This window comes from Rhizobium sp. NPDC090275, from assembly GCF_044772225.1.
Lineage (GTDB): Bacteria > Pseudomonadota > Alphaproteobacteria > Rhizobiales > Rhizobiaceae > Rhizobium.
The window spans coordinates 411,673-431,293 of sequence record NZ_JBIVYL010000006.1; the positions used below are offsets into that span (position 1 = coordinate 411,673).

At 56.1% G+C, this 19,621-nt stretch carries 16 protein-coding genes; 11 read left to right on the forward strand and 5 right to left on the reverse strand.

All coding sequences use genetic code 11. The annotated features are described in order from the left end of the window. Positions 1–73 precede the first annotated feature (73 nt). Entirely contained in the window at positions 74–1,552 is a 1,479-nt protein-coding gene (locus tag ACIQUB_RS18135) for an ABC transporter substrate-binding protein (protein ID WP_402931166.1), read from the reverse strand. A gap of 203 nt (positions 1,553–1,755) precedes the next feature. Between ACIQUB_RS18135 and ACIQUB_RS18140 the strand changes: the two genes are divergently transcribed. Genes ACIQUB_RS18140 through ACIQUB_RS18155 form a run of 4 tightly spaced genes read left to right on the forward strand, consistent with a single transcriptional unit; the run spans position 1,756 to position 6,322 of the window. Then, a complete protein-coding gene (locus tag ACIQUB_RS18140) occupies positions 1,756–2,466 on the forward strand; it encodes a GntR family transcriptional regulator (protein WP_026283198.1) in 711 nt (236 codons plus the stop codon). Between the two features lie 50 nt (positions 2,467–2,516). Beyond that, positions 2,517–3,683 carry a mandelate racemase/muconate lactonizing enzyme family protein gene (locus tag ACIQUB_RS18145; protein WP_402931167.1) on the forward strand — a complete coding sequence of 389 codons (1,167 nt, stop codon included), beginning with the start codon at positions 2,517–2,519 and terminating at the stop codon, positions 3,681–3,683. A 60-nt stretch (positions 3,684–3,743) separates the two neighbouring features. Then, complete coding sequence (locus ACIQUB_RS18150) at positions 3,744–5,105, forward strand: mandelate racemase/muconate lactonizing enzyme family protein (RefSeq protein ID WP_402931168.1); 1,362 nt, start codon at positions 3,744–3,746, stop codon at positions 5,103–5,105. Between the two features lie 17 nt (positions 5,106–5,122). Continuing rightward, positions 5,123–6,322 (forward strand): mandelate racemase/muconate lactonizing enzyme family protein, encoded by a 1,200-nt coding sequence (locus ACIQUB_RS18155; protein WP_402931170.1) that lies wholly within the window; start codon positions 5,123–5,125, stop codon positions 6,320–6,322. Between the two features lie 60 nt (positions 6,323–6,382). On the opposite strand, the gene ACIQUB_RS18160 is transcribed toward ACIQUB_RS18155, so the two are convergent. From ACIQUB_RS18160 to traR, 3 genes are all read right to left on the reverse strand, one after another. Beyond that, a complete protein-coding gene (locus ACIQUB_RS18160; protein WP_402931226.1) occupies positions 6,383–7,369 on the reverse strand; it encodes an aldo/keto reductase in 987 nt (328 codons plus the stop codon). Between the two features lie 2,186 nt (positions 7,370–9,555). After that, a complete protein-coding gene (locus ACIQUB_RS18165) occupies positions 9,556–9,744 on the reverse strand; it encodes a hypothetical protein (RefSeq protein ID WP_402931172.1) in 189 nt (62 codons plus the stop codon). Positions 9,745–9,930: 186 nt separating this feature from the next. Continuing rightward, positions 9,931–10,635, reverse strand: coding sequence for a transcriptional regulator TraR (gene traR / locus ACIQUB_RS18170; RefSeq protein WP_402931174.1), 705 nt, complete (start codon positions 10,633–10,635; stop codon positions 9,931–9,933). A 455-nt stretch (positions 10,636–11,090) separates the two neighbouring features. Between traR and ACIQUB_RS18175 the strand changes: the two genes are divergently transcribed. The 5 genes from ACIQUB_RS18175 (at position 11,091) to ACIQUB_RS18195 (ending at position 16,317) form a co-directional block, all read left to right on the forward strand. Further along, complete coding sequence (locus tag ACIQUB_RS18175; protein ID WP_402931176.1) at positions 11,091–11,462, forward strand: response regulator; 372 nt, start codon at positions 11,091–11,093, stop codon at positions 11,460–11,462. Between the two features lie 50 nt (positions 11,463–11,512). After that, the gene (gene kaiC, locus ACIQUB_RS18180; RefSeq protein WP_402931228.1) at positions 11,513–13,198 is read left to right on the forward strand and encodes a circadian clock protein KaiC; all 1,686 of its coding nucleotides are present in this window, start codon (positions 11,513–11,515) and stop codon (positions 13,196–13,198) included. Between the two features lie 11 nt (positions 13,199–13,209). Further along, entirely contained in the window at positions 13,210–13,512 is a 303-nt protein-coding gene (locus tag ACIQUB_RS18185; RefSeq protein ID WP_402931178.1) for a circadian clock KaiB family protein, read from the forward strand. After that, positions 13,509–14,987, forward strand: coding sequence for a sensor histidine kinase (locus ACIQUB_RS18190; protein ID WP_402931180.1), 1,479 nt, complete (start codon positions 13,509–13,511; stop codon positions 14,985–14,987). The genes ACIQUB_RS18185 and ACIQUB_RS18190 overlap by 4 nt, the downstream gene beginning before the upstream one ends. Positions 14,988–16,002: 1,015 nt before the next feature. Continuing rightward, positions 16,003–16,317 (forward strand): hypothetical protein, encoded by a 315-nt coding sequence (locus tag ACIQUB_RS18195; RefSeq protein WP_402931182.1) that lies wholly within the window; start codon positions 16,003–16,005, stop codon positions 16,315–16,317. 618 nt (positions 16,318–16,935) lie between these two features. Here the strand turns inward: ACIQUB_RS18195 and ACIQUB_RS18200 are convergent. Next, positions 16,936–17,838: a LysR substrate-binding domain-containing protein gene (locus ACIQUB_RS18200; protein WP_402931183.1), complete on the reverse strand. Its 903-nt coding sequence runs from the start codon at positions 17,836–17,838 to the stop codon at positions 16,936–16,938. Positions 17,839–17,929: 91 nt separating this feature from the next. On the opposite strand from ACIQUB_RS18200, the gene ACIQUB_RS18205 reads away from it, so the two are divergent. Both ACIQUB_RS18205 and ACIQUB_RS18210 read left to right on the forward strand, forming a co-directional pair. Beyond that, on the forward strand, positions 17,930–18,946 hold the full coding sequence (locus tag ACIQUB_RS18205; protein WP_402931185.1) for an NADP-dependent oxidoreductase: 1,017 nt from the start codon (positions 17,930–17,932) through the stop codon (positions 18,944–18,946). A 67-nt stretch (positions 18,947–19,013) separates the two neighbouring features. Next, entirely contained in the window at positions 19,014–19,316 is a 303-nt protein-coding gene (locus tag ACIQUB_RS18210; protein WP_402931187.1) for a putative quinol monooxygenase, read from the forward strand. Positions 19,317–19,621: the final 305 nt, after the last annotated feature.

The following is a 19,621-nucleotide window of genomic DNA, read 5'->3' on the forward strand; positions in this document are numbered from 1 at the left end:
TTCGAAGCCCTTAATCCGGAGGGAAAAGACCGGCTGCAGTTTAGTCGACAGCCGGTCAGATTGCGGACCGCTTCTAGAGCCCACCATCCATCAGAGACTTGACTTTCGCGGCAGCATCGTCTGCTGCCTGGTCGACCGTCATGGCTCCCGTCAATGCGTTTTGCAGCATGTCTGGAACAATAATGTTCATAATCTCAGGAGACTGCGGTAGTGCCGGGAAGGGGATGCCGTAAGGCAGCATCGACGTGGTCACATCGAGAAACTTGATCTTTTCCAGACGATCCTTCATCCACTTGGTCGTGAAACCGTTCAGGTTTCCAGGGTTTGAGCCAACGTAAGCAAGCTTCAATGACCATTCTGGGCTTGCCCACATGCAGGCGATCGCTTTGGCAGCGGGCTCGTCTACCTTTCCTCCCTCTACATATTCTGGCTTCAAAATGTGGATGTTTGAGCCGCCAAAGACGACTGCTCGTTTGCCGTCGGGCCCGGTCGGGATAAGGCCATAACGCATGTTGTCGATGACAGTCTGCGCCTTTTCCTTGTCGGTTGCCGTGGCCTTCTTCTGCAGATCCAGCATCACGTCATAATCGGACGGATGCGAAACCATCATTCCGAGCTGGCCAGCCAGGAACAGTGGTTGATTGTCGGCCTGCTGGTTGGTGAGTGCCGAGACGGGGACCGACTTGTCGCGGACGTACATGTCGTAAGAAGCCTGGAGCGCGGCCTTGCTTTGGGGGCTGGCGAGCTCGACCTCTTTGTACGTTGGATCTTTGGACGCCTCATCGAACACGCCGCCGCCGTAGGCCCACAGCTGCGGCATGAAACGATAGGGCGTGTTGCCGGCGTTCTTTCGGGCGACGAGCCCATAACCGGAAACGCCGAGCTTATCATGGATCTGCTTGGAATACTTGACGACATCATCCCAGGTCGCAGGTGCCTTGTCAGGGTCAAGTCCAGCTCGCTTAAAGATATCAGCATTCCAGATGAAGGCCATTGTCTCGTTGTTGGTCGGAATGCCATAGCCCACGCCATCCCACGTGACGGCTTTCATCGCGCCGGGCCAGAAATCCTGGGTCGAATAGCCGATATCTTCCGGCTTGAGAGGCTGGAGGTATCCCTTTGACGCAAACTCTACGCCCCCAAGGATTTGAAGGCGAACCGCCATCGGGGCGGCGTTGCCCAGAAGTGCGGTACGGAATTTGTCGAGCAGATCGTTGTAGGTGAGCCCCTGTTCCTCCAGCTGGATGTTCGGATAGGTCTTGCGAAACGTTGCGAAGAATTCCTTGTAATACTCACGCAGCGAATCTGGATCTCCTTCGAAAATGCCTTGGTACCAGAACGTCAGACGACCTTTATAGTCCAACGGCGTTACCTTGCCGCACTCGGCTGCTGTATCGAAGTCCTTGGTGCCGGCAATAGAACGAACGTAGTCTGGCGACCACTTGCTCAGGTCGACAGACGCGCTCATTGCCGAAGTAGACATAAGCGACACCAGCAACGCAGTAGAGATAGTGCCGCGCAGGACGGCACCGCCGAATGAAATCCTCATCACAGGTATCCTCCAGGTTCTCCCATGCCGCTCTACTCGTGCGAGCGGTCCCCATCCGCCGGAGCTGACCTCCTCAAGTCAGTGTATCCTATCGGACGAATTGCACGTTTTCAGATCAAAGAATGTCTGTCAATCGGCAAAATCGTACATTGTTTACGGAAGATTTGCGTGGTAGTCGAATAAATAGAGTATTTATGGGGAATATTTTGACCGAGACTACAGATTTCAGAGCAAGGCCGCCCGAAGGCATAGACGCCGACGGCGCCTCCAGCGAAGGGGCCTCCCTCTACAAGCTGATTAGAGACGACATCATCGAAGGTCGGCTCGCGGCAAACGAGCGCCTGGTGGTGACAGATCTCGCTCGACGGCACGGGACCTCGACCAATCCGGTCCGTGAAGCGCTGCAATTGCTGCGCGGTGAGGGTTTCGTCACATTCGTACCGAACCGCGGGGCGCGGGTGCGACCGATCGACCAGGATTTTGTCCGGGACGTCTATGAGATCGGGGTGTTGATCGAGCCGGCATTGACACGATGGTTCGTAACGATGGCGACCGTGGAAGACATCGCGGAGCTCGAACGCATTCAGGCGCTTATCGAGGAGAATAACTTCGCCGACACCTTCAAGCACAGCGAGCTGGATACTGCCTTTCATACGGTGATGTATCAGAAGCATTATAACCGTCATGCCGCCGAGCTCTGGTGGAAGCACCGCGAAGTGCTCAGAGCGGTCGGTAGACGCTTCAACTTCACGCTCGCCAGGCGAGCTGCCATTCTTGCTGAACATCGCGATCTCATCGCGCATGTAAAAGCGGGAAACGCTGAGGCCGCAGCAGACCTTATTGCCCGTCACGTGGAAGGTTCGGGTCGTCATCTTCTCGAGCATATGCGAGCCCGTAGTGCTGCCCGTGCGGGATAGATAACACCCGCCGATCTTGTCCTCATCCTCAAATGTCGGAGTTGGCTCAGATGAAAATCACAAGCGTACGACCATGGCTAATAAGCTCTGATGCGTCTTACTGGGGAGAGTTTCTTTTTGTCGAAGTGACCACCGATGAGGGTGTGAGTGGCTGGGGTGAGATCACGACGACGACGAAGCTCGCCAATCGCGCACTTTGCACGATTCTCCGTCAAATCGGTCAGGCATTGAAAGGAGAGGATCCTGCGCGTATCGAATACCTTTGGCACAAGATATTCCGCAGCTTCACCTATATGGGCAGCCGTGGTGCAGCCGTTGAATGCGTGAGCGCGATCGACATCGCTCTTTGGGATATTCGCGGCAAGGTCCTTGGCAAGCCGATCTATGAGTTGCTCGGCGGGCCAGTCCGCGACGAAATCTCGCTCTACACGCATCCCAACCAGGCGAAATTCGCCAGCAAAGAGGGCGTTATCCGTGAAATCCGCGATATTGTCGATTCCGGTCACACAGGATTGAAGTTCGACCCCTTTCCACAACAGGGCCGCACCGCCGATGGACAGGCGCGCGAGCAACGGGATGGCTATCTCGACGGCGGCATGACCCGCAAGGATGAGCGTGAAGCTGCCGAGCTTACGGCACTCATTCGCGAGACGGCGGGGCCCGACGTCGACATTCTGATCGACGCTCACGGCAGGTTTGATGTTCCAACCGCCATTCGCCTTTGCCGTAGCCTCGAAGAAGCAGGCCAAATCGACTGGTTCGAGGAGCCGTGCCCGCCCGAAAGCTTAAACGCTCTTAAACAGGTCCGCGAAAAGGTAAGTGCCCCCATATCCTGGGGGGAACGCGGCCATACCAAATGGGATTTCGTCCCTGTTCTCGAAAACAAACTCGCCGATTACATCATGCCCGATGTCACTTGGACCGGTGGCATTACAGAGCTCAAAAAGATTTCCGCGCTGTGCGAGGCCTATTACATCCCCGTGTCGCCACATGACGCCGCCGGCCCCATCAACGTGGTTGCGGGCGCGCAGGTCATGATGACCGTTCCAAATTTCTATAAGCTTGAAACGTCGGAGTGGAACCTCGCGAAGTACGACCACCTTATCGACCGCCCACTTAATGTATCAAATGGCAGCCTAACACTGACCACGAAACCTGGCCTCGGTGTCGAAATGAACCGCGACTACTTGCAAGCCCACGAGATTGCATTGGACTGATCAACGTTATCGGCCTCGCTGGCCAAGCGAAGCTTTATTGATCGTAACAGGGATGACATCATGCTAGAGGCAAACCGGGTAGAAGACGCCCTCGACCGGGTAAATTTTCATTCCAAGCCTTCCGAACTTCGCATCACCGACATGCGGGTCGCCGAAATCGTCGGTGCGCCGTTCACATCGGCTCTGCTTAAAATCTACACCAACCAAGGAATTATCGGGCTTGGCGAGGTTCGCGACGGGGCGAGCGCGACATATGCTCTTATGTTGAAGAGCCGATTGCTGGGTGAAAATCCCTGCGATATCGACCGCTTGTTCCGTCGCATGAAACAGTTCGGTGGGCACGGGCGGCAAGGTGGTGGAGTGTCTGCAGTGGAGATAGCGCTTTGGGATCTCGCGGGCAAAGCCTACGGCGTGCCGATCTACCAGATGCTCGGGGGGCGGTTTCGCGAGAGGGTCCGTGTCTATTGCGATACTGACGCCACCGTTCCAAGCGGGACGGAAACAGGCAAGCGGCTCAAACAGCGCATGGACATGGGCTTCACCTTTCTCAAAATGGATCTGGGTCTGATGCAAATTGCAGACGTGCCGGGCGCTGTTGTGTTCCCTGCAGGTTCGCTCGAAGGCTATCGTACCGATCCAGTTCGAGGGCCCCTCAAAACGATCGATGAGCGGCGGATGCGAAACGCGAGCTACGATCATCACAATATCCAGCACCCTTTTACCGGGCTCCACTTCACCGACAAGGGCCTCGACCTTCTTGAGCAATACATCGCCGAAGTTCGCGAGGTGATCGGGATGGACGTGCCGCTGGCGATCGACCATATCGGTCATATCTCGATGCAAAACGGTATCCGCCTTGCGCGGCGGATCGAAAAATACGTGCCGGCCTGGTTAGAGGATGTCATTCCTTGGCAGTACACGCAGCAATATCGCCAGTTGCAGGACGCGACGACGGTGCCGATCTGCACTGGCGAAGACATCTACCTTAAAGAAGGTTTCGAGCCGCTGATGAAGAGCGGAGGAGTGTCCGTTATCCATCCTGATCTTCTCACCAGCGGTGGGATACTGGAGACCAAAAAGATCGGTGATATGGCCCAGGATCACGGTATCGCTATGGCGATCCATATGGCTGAAAGCCCTATTGCCGCGATGGCGGCTGCGCATGTTGCAACAGCCACCGAGAACTTCATGGCCCTCGAGTATCACTCTGCCGACGTGGAATGGTGGGACGATATCGTCAGTGGCGTCCCTAAGCCCCTCGTCAAAGATGGCTTCATCACGGTGACCGACAAGCCGGGCCTGGGGATCGACGATGTTGTCGACGAAGTTATCTCGCAACATCTGCAGCCGGGCGTAGCCGGCATCTGGGAGCCAACTGATCGCTGGGATGACGAGTATTCCTGGGATCGAACCTGGAGCTGAGGCAAAGAGGAACGAAGATGAAGATTATAGATCTACGCTGCGCCGTTATCGGCAAGCACCCCATCGTCCGAATTGTCACCGATGAAGGTCTCTACGGTTTGGGTGAAGTCGAGTTCACGAAGTCATATCTCAAGCCATGGGTCCTGCATTTTCGCGATGCGCTCATCGGCGAGGATCCGACGGATGTTGAACGCGTGATGCTAAAGATTCGCCAACGTGGTTCCTTCAAGCCTTATGGTGCTGCCGTCAGCGCAATCGAGCACGCGCTCTGGGACATCGCTGGCAAGGCCTGTGGCATGCCGGTCTACAAACTGCTTGGGGGCAAGGTCAGAGATAAGGTCCGGGTCTATAATGGCTCGATCCGCCAGAAGCGTTCGGGCGACAGGCCGGAAGATTACGCGGCCGATGTCAAATGGATGATGGAGCAGCCACAGAATTTCTTCATGATCAAACAAGGAATATCCTTCCACTCAAACATGAAGGACACAATCGAAGATTTCCATTATGGTGTGACGCAAAAAAAGGCGGGCTACCACGGCGCGATGGATCAAGGTGTCATCAGCGAGCGCGGCTTCAATCACATGCTCGACTGCGTCATCGCGATGAAGGAGGTTCTTGGCGACAAGGTCAGTCTCGCGCTCGATTGTGGGCCGGGATGGATGTTGCCGGACGCCATCAAGTTCGCGCGCGCGGTCGAAAAATACAATCTGATGTGGCTCGAGGACATGCTGACCGGCGACTATGTGCCGTGGGTTAACCCTCAGGCCTACAGGGAGCTCACTACCTCCACCTCGACGCCCATCCATACCGGCGAGCAGATTTATCTACGCCATAACTTCAAGGAGCTTATTGAAACCCAAGCCGTGCGCGTGATCGGACCGGATCCCGCTGACATCGGGGGTATCGCGGAGCTGAAATGGGTTGCTGAACACGCCTTTATGCATTCCATCCTGATGGCGCCGCACGGCACCGCGAACGGTCTGCTTGGCCTTGGCGCCCTGATCAATGTCTGCGCGACGCTGCCCGCGAACTACGTGGCCTTTGAATACCCCTCGGCTTCGGACCCTTGGTGGGAGGATCTGGTTGTTGGGCTGCCTGACCAAATCGTCAAGGACAGCATGATTGATGTGCTCGAAGCACCGGGTCTTGGCGTCGACATCAACGCGGAAGCGGCCAGGAAATATCTTACGGAAGAAGACGCCGGTTTCTTCGATTAGGCTCTTCGACGAGGCCGCGCGAAAATTCCTGTCGAGGAACGCGGCTCTTCGTCGCGGCGATCATTTTTCCGTTTGCGCGCTAGCTGCCGTCGCGTAGCGTTCGCCATGGGGCGTTATTGTTTCGAATACTTCGCCGATCTTATCCATCTCTCCCTGAGAGAACTCAATTGCCGCTGCGGCGATGTTTTCCTCAAGGCGGTGGATCTTGGTGGTGCCTGGGATTGGAACGATCCACGGCTTACGAGCGAGAAGCCATGCAATCGAAATCTGTGCGGCGGTCGCGTTTTTCGCTCTCGCCATTGATTGTATGACGTCAATAATAGGCTGGTTCGCCGCGCGGTTTTCGGGCGCAAGATAAGGATTCGTCTTTCGTTGATCGTTTTCGGCCTCGAAACTTGTATTGTCTCCCATCGTTCCTGTCAGAAAGCCACGACCGAGCGGGCTATAAGAAACAAAGCCGATGCCAAGCTCTTCAACGGTTGAAAGGACGCTAGCCTCCGGCTGTCGCCACCAAAGCGAATATTCGCTTTGCAGCGCCGCGACCGGCTGTACGGCGTGCGCAAGGCGGATGGAGTGATCATCCGCTTCCGAAAGACCAAAATGCAATACCTTGCCTTCATCAATTAGGTCGCGCACGGCGCCGGCGACTTCAGGCATTGGTACAGCTGGGTCAACGCGATGCTGGTAAAGAATGTCGATCCTGTCTGTCTTCAACCTAAGCAGCGCGGCCTCGACCATTCGGCGGATGCTTTGAGGGCGACTGTCGAGGCCCGTATTCGGACGGCCGTCCCTGAACCCGAACTTGGTCGCGATCACAACATTGTCACGAATAGGCGCGAGAGCCTCTCCCACGATCGCTTCGTTCGTGAATGGCCCATAAATCTCCGCGGTGTCGAAAAGTGTTACGCCGCGGTCGAATGCGGCTCTCAGTAACACGACCGCGTCCTCGGTACTTACGGCCGGTCCGCGATGGTGATTTAGCCCCATGCAGCCAAAGCCGATTGCTGAGACTTCTGGACCGGAAATGCCGAGTTTGCGTTTCTGCAACATTGTTCCCACTAACCCCGAACAGACTTCGACTTATCCAACCGGCGTCCTCAAGGCACCCTTTTTCTCTGATCACCCCAGAAAGGATGTAGTTCGCGAGCTAGAAATGGCAATCACTGAATGCTTGCGCTTATAGAGTTGTCAATCATGCGGTCCATAAAGTCATTCATCGGTTCCCGAAGATGTCTTCAGGCCCCTGTTTCATTTCGCAGAAGGACGTTACAGGAATGATCAAGCCGGCGAAGGCGCGGATAAGCGGAGCTGAAAGATCGCGGCCAAGAACATTGGCCAACGTTTGACAGCACGGGCCATAAGCTTGTCGGTGACACGCCACGAACATGATGGCTGTCGCTCCAATCGAAAGCGCGAGGAAGTTTATAATGTGACGTCCTGGGGACGGCGTGCCACCTTCGGCGACGATGACGACGGTCGCGCATCGGAATTCGGCGAACGAACCTGCCGGGATTGGCGATAAGTGCGCAGGGACCTCATAGGGAAGGGGACTGTCCGCCATGGCGCTCGGCAGGCCACATGGACGGCGGGCAGCAACTCCACGCCGTTCGCGGCATCGGAGACTGCCGCGTCTCCAACCGATGCCCGATCGCGAGGATACGGGAAGACCGCGATGTCCAAGGCTCCCGTTTCTCTCCAACGGCATGAAACGGGCAGGCCGATCAAGCCAATGTACGATCGACATCAGTCGTCTGGGCAGGGTATCTGGCCGTGCAATGTTTTGCGAGAGAACAACTGGACCTGAACGCTGCGGTTTAGTTTGAGCAAAGTATCCGGCGACACGGATGACGGAAAACGGACGGCCGCGCGTGGCGATCCTGATCGTCAAGGACGACTATCTGATCGCTCAAAATTCAAGAATGATCTGATAGATGCCGGTTTCACAGTCCTGCCGCGAATGCACGGGCGCGGTAGCGATCTCTGAGAGCGGTCAACCCGACGCGGCGATACTCGACGTCATTCTCGGCACACCGTCCAAGCCCCGGTTATCATCAAGCTGTATCAGCTCCCTGATCTCGTCGCTATCCTTTACAAGCTGCTACCCGCCATTGACGGATAGCGATAGCGTATGGTCATGCCGAAACCGCGGTCTTGGGGTCACAGGTTGTGATGCACGCACGACCTCTTCCTAGCAGATGCCGCGACAACGATCGCTGACGACCTTGGCCGGATCTCAAGAGACTTAAAGCCGCTGCCGGCCAAGGACCTCTGAGCAAATCACGCGAGATGCTTCCCCTGGTCGAGACTGAGCCCGCATTTTGAGGCCATCATTATAGAACCAGATCACATAAGCGGGGAACAACTACGATCAAGCTAGGTTAGGCAAAGGCAGCAACCCTAAGGAGCCGATCATGGTCTACAAACTTATCGCCGTTTCTATTCTCTCGCTTGGTCTCGCAACCTCGGCACTCGCGCAATCGTCCGGCGGTTCGGGCAGCGGTAGCGGTGGGTCGGCTGGCGGATCCTCGGCTGGGTCCGGCACAAACGGCGCGACCAACTCTGGAACCGGGGGAGGAGCGAATGGAAGCGGCTCCAACACTGGGACCAACAACGGAACAAGCGGCGGAAATTCGACTACCAGCGATGGACAGTCGAACAGCGGCAACACCAACAATACTGACTGCAGCGCTGGATCTGTGAACCGCGGATCCGGCACGGCGGGTAGCTCGTCGACAGCCACCGATGGCGCTGGAACTTCCACTGCAGGCAGTCAGGTCCCGACCAACTGCCAGTGACGATAACGGTTGCAGGTGGCCCCGCTAGTCGGGGTCTCTTGCTTCGAGAGCTCTTCGCCCTCAACCGCTGCGACCTCTAGCAGACCATGCTGGAAAAATGACAGCAGTGGTACAACTGGCGAGCGGCTCGCAAAGGCCGACGGTGACATCGGCGTTCTTTCAAAGCGGGCCTCAGTTCACAAAGCGCGATCTCGACCCTCGTCTTGTGATCGTTTCTGTCTTCCCGTTCGACGGTCGTGTCGGGAACGACAACAACCCGGTGGGAAGAGCGCTTCGGCCGATAAGCGCTAAATCGTTCTGAAGACCTGCAATCCCGGGCTGTCCAGGACTGGTTGGTGATATCAGGCTCGAAAGCACCATCCCGTCACGGACGGACCTCTAACCACGCGCTCATGATCGTCAATCAGATCCAGCTTTAAAACCGCCTTTGATACGGTCTCAAGCGTCGTCGATGTGTCCCATGTTTTCAGTGAACTCGCGTTCTTTGGCGGTGCGCACGTCGGCGGACATCTTTTCGGTTTGGTATGGTCCGAGCGATCCGGTGGCGCCGTCGTTGTTCCACTCTACCCAATGACCCTTGTCATCGGATCGAACGACTACGGATAGTGACTGGTTGTTTTCAGACATGTATAGGTCCCCTACTCTCGCTACCATAACTAGAGTGGTGGCCGTGCGACAAGGTGCAATATCATTCGATCGGTTTGTGTGATGATCGCTGAAGTGCATCTTGGGACGCCATATCACTGCGACTCGCGACGGAAGCGAATTCAGCGAGTTTGACCTCTCGCCTCATCCGAGGGACTTCTTCACCGGTCAAATTAATCCTCTCCTGATGGCCAAAGCCACCAGCTGCGTGTTATTGCAAAGGTCGTACCGGCCTCTCAATTCCTCTAAAGTCTTGCGCACGGTATTGTATTTCAAGTTCTCAACGTCGGCCACATCTTGCACCGTCTTGCCGTGCTCTAGCCAGCGAGTGAAGATCTTCTCCTTGGGCGTGAGGTGGAAAGGTTCCTCCACCGATGGGGTCACTTGCAGTGCCTCAATGCGAGCGTGGATCTGCGCGACAACCGACGCCGCCATCACGGCATCGATCTTGTCATCTATAGCCACCTTCGGTTTGCTGGAAGCCATAGTTAGCATGGCTGTTCCGCGGTTGGGCAGAGCAACCGGAACGGTGATCCCTGATCGAATGTCGAATGTCGCCGCTTGCGCAAAGAAACTCGTTTCTGCCTTGGACATCGGTCTCGTTGCCATATCCGCCGACCATGAGAATGCACGCCGCAGCTGCTTTGCATGCCGAATGACAGGGTCGAGCGATTTGAGGTTGTTTTTAAGGTAGAAATCCTGCCAATCGGGATGGTAGTTGGAAATCGCAAAGGTGTGACCGAAACGGAGATCGATATAAGCGTATCCAGAGAATTGGAAGCGTGCGGCAAAGTCGGAGAGCGCCGATTGAAGTGTGCGTTGATCATGGGCTATGGCTGTTTCATCAAGTAATGCGTCAAGCCAATCATTCATGGTGATCTCCTTGTGTTGCCCGCCAACGGCCCGACACTAACTTGCAGTATATATGAAAATTCTATTTTTGCGAGCATTTGCCGCGTGGCCGTTTGAGAGCCGGGTGAGCTCGACAACGATTGCATTCCCGTCACGGTGGACGGGCTCGCGGGCTGTCTCACCACATCCGGCAGACAACAGAACTTCAAAGGCACGAGCGTCGATCGACAGTATCGCGAGGGAGGGTCTCTGAGTGTGGCAGCGGCGCCGGCCTAATCGGACGCGTGCTCCCTCGATGGACCCGATTCGCCGCAGGGCCAAAATTACGCGCCGATACAACCTATTTGGCCGGTCGGATGGAAAGAAATACACAAATTGCATGCAGCTCTTGTGTACAGTATCGCACAGTCGATTGCCCGCCTTGCCTTCCGCGTCTTGTCAATTATATGACGGCGTATTGTCGCTAGGGCCGATGAATGCACACCTCACAACCGCCTGTCGTCCTCGTTGTCGAAGACGAGCCGTTCATCCTGCTAGATGTCGCTGAATCGATTTCAGAAGCCGGTTTCAAGGTCATTGAGGCGTTCAATGCTGACCGGGCATTGCAGATAATTGAACAGGGTCAAAAAGTAGACGCGATCTTCACCGACATAAATATGCCTGGTGACATCGACGGCTTGGGCTTGGCTACCGTCGTCAGGGCTCGGTGGCCAGAAATCGGTGTAGTAATCACCTCCGGAAAAGTCAGAGACGTCACTGGTCTACCTGCTGAGGCGGTCTTTTTGGAGAAGCCATACTTGCCAGAAAGTGTTGTCTACGCCATTCATGACACCCTTCGCACCCCATGATCGCTCAATACGGATGCGAGCATCTTGTGTCGCCAACTGGAAACTGAATGATGTCCTCCTCCTCTGGAATAAGTAAGTCCCGCACTGGCATCGAGGGGTTCGACGAACTCACGCTCGGCGGTCTACCCACTGGGAGACCGACGCTCGTCTGCGGGACTGCCGGTTGCGGAAAGACGCTGTTTGCCTCAACCTTTCTCCTGAAAGGCGCTCGCGACTTTGACGAGCCAGGGGTCTTTGTCACATTTGAAGAGCGCCCCTCTGATATTATCAGCAACGTGGCGTCGCTGGGCATTGAGGTCGATAGACTGATCGAGGACGGCAAGGTCTACATCGAGCATATTTCAATCGATCCGTCGGAGTTAGAGGAGATCGGGGATTATGATCTCGAGGGGCTCTTCCTTCGATTGGAACTGGCCATTGATCAGGTCGGCGCGAAACGCATCGTGCTTGACACGATCGAAAGCCTGTTCTCCGCCTTTACCAATCCAGCCATTCTGCGTGCCGAAATCCGCCGGCTTTTTGATTGGTTGAAGGACAAGGGGCTCACCACCATCATCACTGGGGAGCGCGGCGATGGAAGCCTCACACGTCAGGGTTTGGAGGAATATGTTTCTGATTGCGTAATTCTGCTCGACCATCGCGTGCACAACCAGATTTCGACGCGACGACTACGGATTGTCAAATACCGCGGTACCGCCCATGGAACGAACGAAGTTCCCTTTCTTATCGACGAAGATGGCTTCAGCGTCCTTCCGGTCAGCAGCCTGAACTTGAATCATAAGGTCTCCAACGAGCGGGTCTCTTCAGGTGTTGCAGACTTGGACGCGATGTTGACGGGGGGTGGCTTCCACCGTGGAAGCAGCATACTTTTGAGCGGCGTGGCGGGCTCGGGCAAAAGCACGCTTGCTGCCAGTTTCGCAGCTGCAGCGTGCCTCCGCGGTGAAAAAGCGTTATACTTCTCTTTTGAAGAATCTCGTGATCAAACCGTTCGAAACATGCTTTCAGTGGGAACTGACCTCAAACCACACATAGATAGCGGACTTCTTAGACACGTCGCGACCCGTCCAACGTTCTACAGTTTGGAAATGCACCTCGCCGTCATGTTGAGGGAAATCGGACGGTTTGATCCTGCCATCGTCGTTCTCGATCCGATATCTGCGTTTACCGGAAGCGGAGAGCGTCTTGAAATCCAGTCCATGCTGTTGCGCATGGTCGATTTCCTTAAATCACGCGGCGTCACGGCGGTCTTCACCCATCTCATGCACTCTCAGGTTGGTACAGATGAAACGGACGCCGGTCTCTCGTCGCTAATGGATTCATGGATTTGGCTTTTGAACAGGGAGGTTGGTGGAGAATTCAACCGAGAGCTGTATCTTTTGAAGGCCCGTGGCACTGCGCACTCCAACCAGGTACGGGAGTTTGTTATGTCCGGATCGGGTATCTCCCTGCTCGAACCCTATATTGGAGACGGTAAGGCGTTGACAGGGTCGGCCCGGAAAGCGGAAGAAGCGCGTCTGAGACGCGTCGAGACCGAACGAAAAGAAGAGCTTTTCCGCCGGAAGCAAGAATTGGAAAGCAGGCGAGATAGGGCGCTGGCCCAGATCGAGGCATTGCAGGCCGAGATCGCGGCCGATGGTGCTGAGCTCGAGCGAGCCGCAAAGGCTGAAAACGAATACCTCAGGCAGGCCGTTGCCGATGAACTAGAGATGAAAACGAGCCGCCGTAGCCAAACTTAAGGAAAGCAGGCATGGAAAATCTCGAAGGTGAAGGTGGCACCCCCAAGAAGCTCACCCTCTATGTAGCCGGCGAAACGCCAAAATCCCTTGCGGCGATCCGCAACTTGGAGAGAATATGCAGCGAAGAACTTCCGGGGCGATATGTTGTTGAAGTCGTTGATCTGAAGAAGCAGCCGCATCTGGCGCGCGAGCATAACATTGTAGCCATTCCAACGCTTGTTCGAGAACTGCCGACCCCGATCCGAAAGGTCATCGGCGATCTGTCAAACACCGAAAAAGTGCTCATTAATCTGCAGGTTAGCGGAGCCGAATGACCCCACTCAGTGACAGAATTTCTCGCGCAGAGCTGCTCCAACGCCTCGAGGAAGCTGAGGAGATTATAAGGGCGATCCGCGAGGGCGAAGTTGACGCACTTGTTGTGCAAAAGGGGCGGGCCAATGTCGAAGAGGTCTTCACCCTCGGCGGCGACGACTCCTATCGCTCCTTTATGGAAGCGATGGATATTGGCGCGGCTGCTTTCGATCTTGGAGGAAATCTTCTTTATCATAATGGTGCGCTGTCGCAGCTGCTAGATATTCCCGAAGGGGTTGCAGGAGAAGCTGTCCTCGAGCTGCTTGATGGCGACAGCCGTGCTACGCTCTCTGATCTCCTTGCCGATGCGCGTGAAAAGAGATCATCGAGAGACATTCGAATTCCGCGCGACGAAAGCTACCGCATTCTGCTGCTGAAAGCTGACAAACTTTTGCTCGGTGTTTCTGATGCAATTGCGGTCACTTTCGATGACATTACTGATCGCATACATGACGAGCGAGCTCACGAAGCAGAGCGAATGGCGATGGCGGTTCTCTCCTCTGCGGCGGAAGCCGTTATCGTAACCGACATGCAAGGGTTCGTTTCACACGCAAATGCTGCCGCGCTGGCATTGTGCCGGCGCGATCCAGTAGGTGCGAAGTTCAGTACTGTCTTCGAACTCGAGTTCAAAGCTACGACTGGGCTGATGCAAAGCGATGATTTCATATCGCTCGCGCTCTCTGGTCATTCGGTCCAGGGGATCGAGGCCTCCGCTTTAAACGAGCGCAACTCGCAGCCGCTGCTCGTCAGTGCTGCGCCGTTGCGAGTTGCCGAAAATGAAACGAAAGGCGCGGTGGTGACCCTGATCGACCTTTCGCGTCACAAAGAAGCCGAACGGCAACAGCTCCTTCTGATGCGCGAGCTGGATCACCGTGTGAAGAACACACTTGCGCTAGTCGTCTCGATCTCAAACCGCACCGCGTCGACGGAAGACACAGTCGACGGCTTCAGACGCGCATTTGCCGGCCGCATCCAAGCTCTCGCGGCGACACACAATGTGCTCGCGGAGCGCTCTTGGATATCGATCCGCCTGAGCGACTTGATCGCAGCCGAGTTAAAACCCTTTGTTGAAAACTTTCGGACGCGGTTCGCCATTAAAGGTGGCGACCTCGACATTCTTCCAAGAGCGGCTGTTCCGTTAGGGCTGATCATCCACGAACTGGCCACAAACGCTGCGAAATATGGTGCCCTGTCGAACGACGCCGGAATGGTGACCGTCGAACTTGAGCCGGACCAGGGTACGGGATCGCGCGTCATCAACTGGATTGAGAGCGGTGGTCCCAAGGTGGCGGAACCAACACGAAAAGGGTTTGGCAGCACAGTAATCGGAAGAAGCTTGAACTATTCCGTCCATGGTGGGGCAGAGACCATGTTTAATGAGAGCGGACTAACATGCCGTATCCGGGTTCCCAGCGAGGATGTGGTAGCTCCCGATTGAGTTGAAAATGCTCATCCATCCTGCCGGCGCGTACGCCGACCTCCCAAGTAACGGCAATACCTGATTAACCGATCTCAAGAGTAACGGGGGCGGCGGGCACAGATGACGCCTCGCTGACGCACACGACAGCGCTCATTGGCTCACGGGGAACATCCTATTGCCGCGCTAGCCAGCTTTGCACGACCTTCGGTGGTGTCGATTTGGGCCGATACCCACAAGAGGCGTTTGCACCGGAGCCACACGTCGATAGGCGCAATACCAGTACTTTTCCGACAAACTGCTTGAGTGGATCGAAAGGAGCTGCGTTCAAAATGGCGGCACGAAAATCTCTTTCGAACGCTTGCCGAGCGGAAGCAGGTGACCCTCTCACGATAACGACGGGCCCGCGCACCACAGTGCCACGGTCATCGATCACAAAGTAGCCTACACCGTCAACCTCTGCCGATCGCGTGTCCTCGCTCACCAATAAGTCGAGTTCGGCTGCGACAAGTGAGAAAGGCGCTACCTGATTGGCCGACTGAGCGCACACATCCACGCCCGTCAGCAATAAAGCCGCGGCGCAGGTCGTCGCCGCCTGCAAGAACGTCCGGGCTATTAGCCGCTTATTCGATCGTTGACACATTTCAGGTCCATTTTTCCCGCCAGCGAGTTTTAGCGGACACCAAGAGCTCTGCAATCAATGATCGCGCTGTCATGGCATCGAGCAGCTCTGATTCCATCGGTTTGCGTGGTATTTTGGCAACCGAACACGGTGGTCCTTGAATTCCTGCTACCGTCGACAACGAAGCTGGCGACAAAGCAAACGCGCACGAGGGAGGCACTTGCTTGAAGAGCTATCAAGTCACCGAGCCCGGGATCGGAGGCGTGAGCCGCGGCTCGGCAGTCGCTCGCAATCTCTACCGCTGAGCAATTTTCCAACAATTTTCAAACCATCTAGCGCGCCGAACGTTATGGTGGGCATCGACGTGTCGAAGCATTCATATCAAAAGTCCGGATTGCATGAGAGAGATTGCGCATGTCCAAATCGACCGAGATGTCCAGCAATAACCGGGATGCGTTCGACACGAGTTCCGTTGCAGCCGTCGACGCGACGCGACAACTCGTTATCGAAATCCACTCTGCCTTTACGTCAGTCCAGCTCCGGGTGATTTCGACCATAACGAGCTCGGTCGATGCTGGGTCGGTGGGCCACACTCAAGCGGTGGCTGGTATCCACGATGTATCGTCCGCGATGGCCAAACTAAGCCACGACGCGATCGAAGCGGTAAGAGTGTTCCGCGAACTTGCCATGACAGCAAAGAAAACTTCTGTGTCTGGCAGCAAAACCTGAACCACCGTTTCGCCTGATCGACGGCACCAAGGCCGCTCAAAGCGTTGTGAGGACTGGGCCGTTGTGATGACGTAGCGAAGCGAACGCAGGCTGAAGCCTTGGAAATGCCTTCTAATGCTTCGCTAGGATATGCGTCCCCGACGCGGAGGGCGCCGTCATGCATCGAACACCGCGCAAATCATGTCCCTGACGGGAGTTTGCGAACCAAGTCCGATAGCGACCGGGAGATGCGTTCACTTGGGATCGATGGTCCGGCCTGTACGTCAAATCGGAGGCAGGCGCCTGAACAAGGTATCGCGCCTGCCACCAGCAGAGGGCACTTGTACGAAGGAACCGAGGGCGAAAATCCGGCGGCGACAGATAAAAGCCATGTTACGTTAACTCCGCTCGTCGCCGCGAACTTTCCGCTTTGAAGGTCGCGAATTCCCGGCCCGGAGCATTGCGCCTGTTAAAAGGACATGTAGACCCCAGGGAGACGACGGCCAAGGCGGCCGGGCGTTAATCCTTCGATGAAGGCGACCGTCGTCGTACGCTCACTGTCTGCCATTTTGTATCTTCGAACGTCTGCTTCGGGCCAGTGGTCTCCCGCCGCGCCAAAGCTGACATTCACTGCCCTTGTTACGACAACTGTATCAGGGTGTCGAGGAATGCGCGCACTGCCGGGTTGGACCGTCGGCTTTCAGGCCAAAGCGCCGTAATATTGTGCCGGTCCACCGCATAGTCGGCTAGAACGGGGACAAGGGCTCGCCGGCTCACCCATACGCTGGCCATGAAACTAGTAGCTAACCCAATTCCAGCACCCGCTGCAATCGTTGCAAGCACGGCCTCGCTCGCATCGACGATGATGCCGGAGGACGGCACGATCTCAATCTCCTTGTCCCCGATCCGGAAGGGCCAGCGGAAAATCTGCCCGCTACTTTGGTAGCGCATGCCAACAGTCTCGTGTTCTTCCAGCTCGTCTGGATGCGTCGGGGGGCTGCGCTCCGCGAGATATTCGGGTGAGGCGTAGCAACATAACCGATGCGGCAGGAGCCGTCGTGAGAGTAGACGCGAATCTGACACGTCGCCCATGCGAACTGCGAGATCAAAGCCACCTTCGATGAGATCAACCATATGATCGCTCAGACGCAGATCAATGTTCACCTTCGGATGGAGGCTACGAAAGCGAGGAAGCGCGGGCGCGATGACGTGCAAGCCGATCGGCAACGACGCCGCGATCCGTAATGTGCCGGCGGGCTCGGTGCGGGCTGCTTTTGCCGCCTGCTGGATTTCTTCGGCATCGCGAAGCAGCCTGAGGGCACGCTCGTGCAGATCGCGCCCTTCGGTCGTCAGGGTCAGGGAACGTGTCGTGCGTGAAAAAAGCGAAACACCGAGCTGCTTCTCGAGCCGTTGGATGCTCTTACTCACTGCCGATGGTGAAATGGCTAGGGAGCGGGCGGCGGCAGTGTAGCTTCCAAGAGAGCCAGCGCGGGCGAATGCGATCAGCCCCGTTAGCCGTTCAATTACGATTTGTTCCTTCATGGCATTATTAAAGCGATTTATCCGACGATTATCAATCCGTGAATATGGTCGTATGGTCTGTTTATAGATGCAAATACCCAATGAGGCAGTGATGACTGATATGATGAAAGCCGTGCGCTTGCACACATTCGGTGGGCCGGATGTCCTTGTCTATGAGGACGCACCCCTACCTGAAATCTCGGCGGATGACGTGCTGGTTCGCGTCCATGCCGCGAGCATCAACCCGCCGGATCTCTATCTGCGCGACGGCTACCGGGCTTTGCCACCGGAATGGCAGCCCAGCCCGAACTTTCCGTTGATCCTTGGCACAGACTTTTCCGGCGTGGTCACGGCGATCGGCGAAAACGTGTCGCGGTTCATGGTCGGCGACGAGGTTTATGCGATGGTTCGGTTTCCGCATAACCTCATGACAGGAAGCAACGCATATGCCGAATATGTTCGCGTTCCAGCATCCGACCTGGCGCTAAAGCCTGCCGGGATCGACCATATCCAAGCGTCCGCCGCGCCGATGTCGCTCCTGACCGCGTGGCAATTTCTGGTCGATCTGGCACATGACGCGCCTAACCCATTCCAGGCCTTCCCGCATGAACCAGTGCCGCTGGACGGTAAGACAGTGTTGGTAAACGGAGCCGGCGGCGGCGTCGGCCATCTCGCTGTCCAACTCGCGAAATGGCAAGGCGCAAAGGTAATTGCAGTTGCTTCCGGCAAGCACGAGGCGCTTTTGAACGATCTCCGCGCCGATATCTTCGTCGACTACACAAAGGCTGCTGCCGAGACAGTGGCGACGGACATCGATCTGGTGCTGGATGCCGTCGGCGGCGTGAACATGGAACGCTTCCTGCCGAGCATCAAGCAAGACGGCGCCCTGTTTCTTGTAAACCCCCTGGGCTTTTCCGGCTATGAGGAGGCTGCCCGGCGAAGGATCACCGTTTCTACGACGCAGGTGCGTTCGAACGGCGCGCAGCTGTCGGCAGCTAAAGGCCTACTCGATAACGGAACCGTTCGGGTGGTGATCGACAGCACCTATCCGCTGGCTGAGACATCGGCGGCGCATCGCCGTGCTTCCGAAGGGAGCATCCAGGGCAAGATCGTGCTGGTCGCCGCCTGATCACTATGTGGCCGGTCAAGGCTCCACGCCGCGAAAAGCGGTCAGGACGCTGATAGAGGAAACTCCAATGCTGATTATAACCGGCTATATACATGTCGATCCGACTCATTTGGCGCAATTCCTTAAAGAGTTGAAAGCACTGGCTTCCACCACACGAAGACGCTCTGGCAGCATCGCCTACAATGCTGCCGTGGAGGATTCACAATCAGGGCGACTGCTGATATCGGAACGCTGGGTCGATCAGGGTGCACTAAGCGCTCACCTGCAGGCGGCCGACACGCTTGCGTTTGTCAGCCGCTGGCGCGGTAAAATGCGAAGTGACGTCCGAAAGTATGACGCATGGAACGAACGCGACATAATGGATCGCTGAGGCGCACTTCGGCGGTGGGCCGACTGCGGTCTTCCCGTTCGCGCGGATAGTGGTCATTGTGATCGCCAGGCAGGCATTGATGCAAGCATCGCATCTTCCAAGTTCTACGGAAGGGATCAGACCTACTCAGCTATGTCCTGGCATGCACTAGTGCGTAGACGGCCATAGCCGTCTAGCGACCTTCCCTTCATATGGCCGTCACAAAACTAGCACTACTTTGGCAGAATAGATTCTGGGGTTTGAATTAGCCCGTTGCAGTGGGGACATCGGATTATCGTCATTGGTCTGGCGAGTGCGCTGATGAC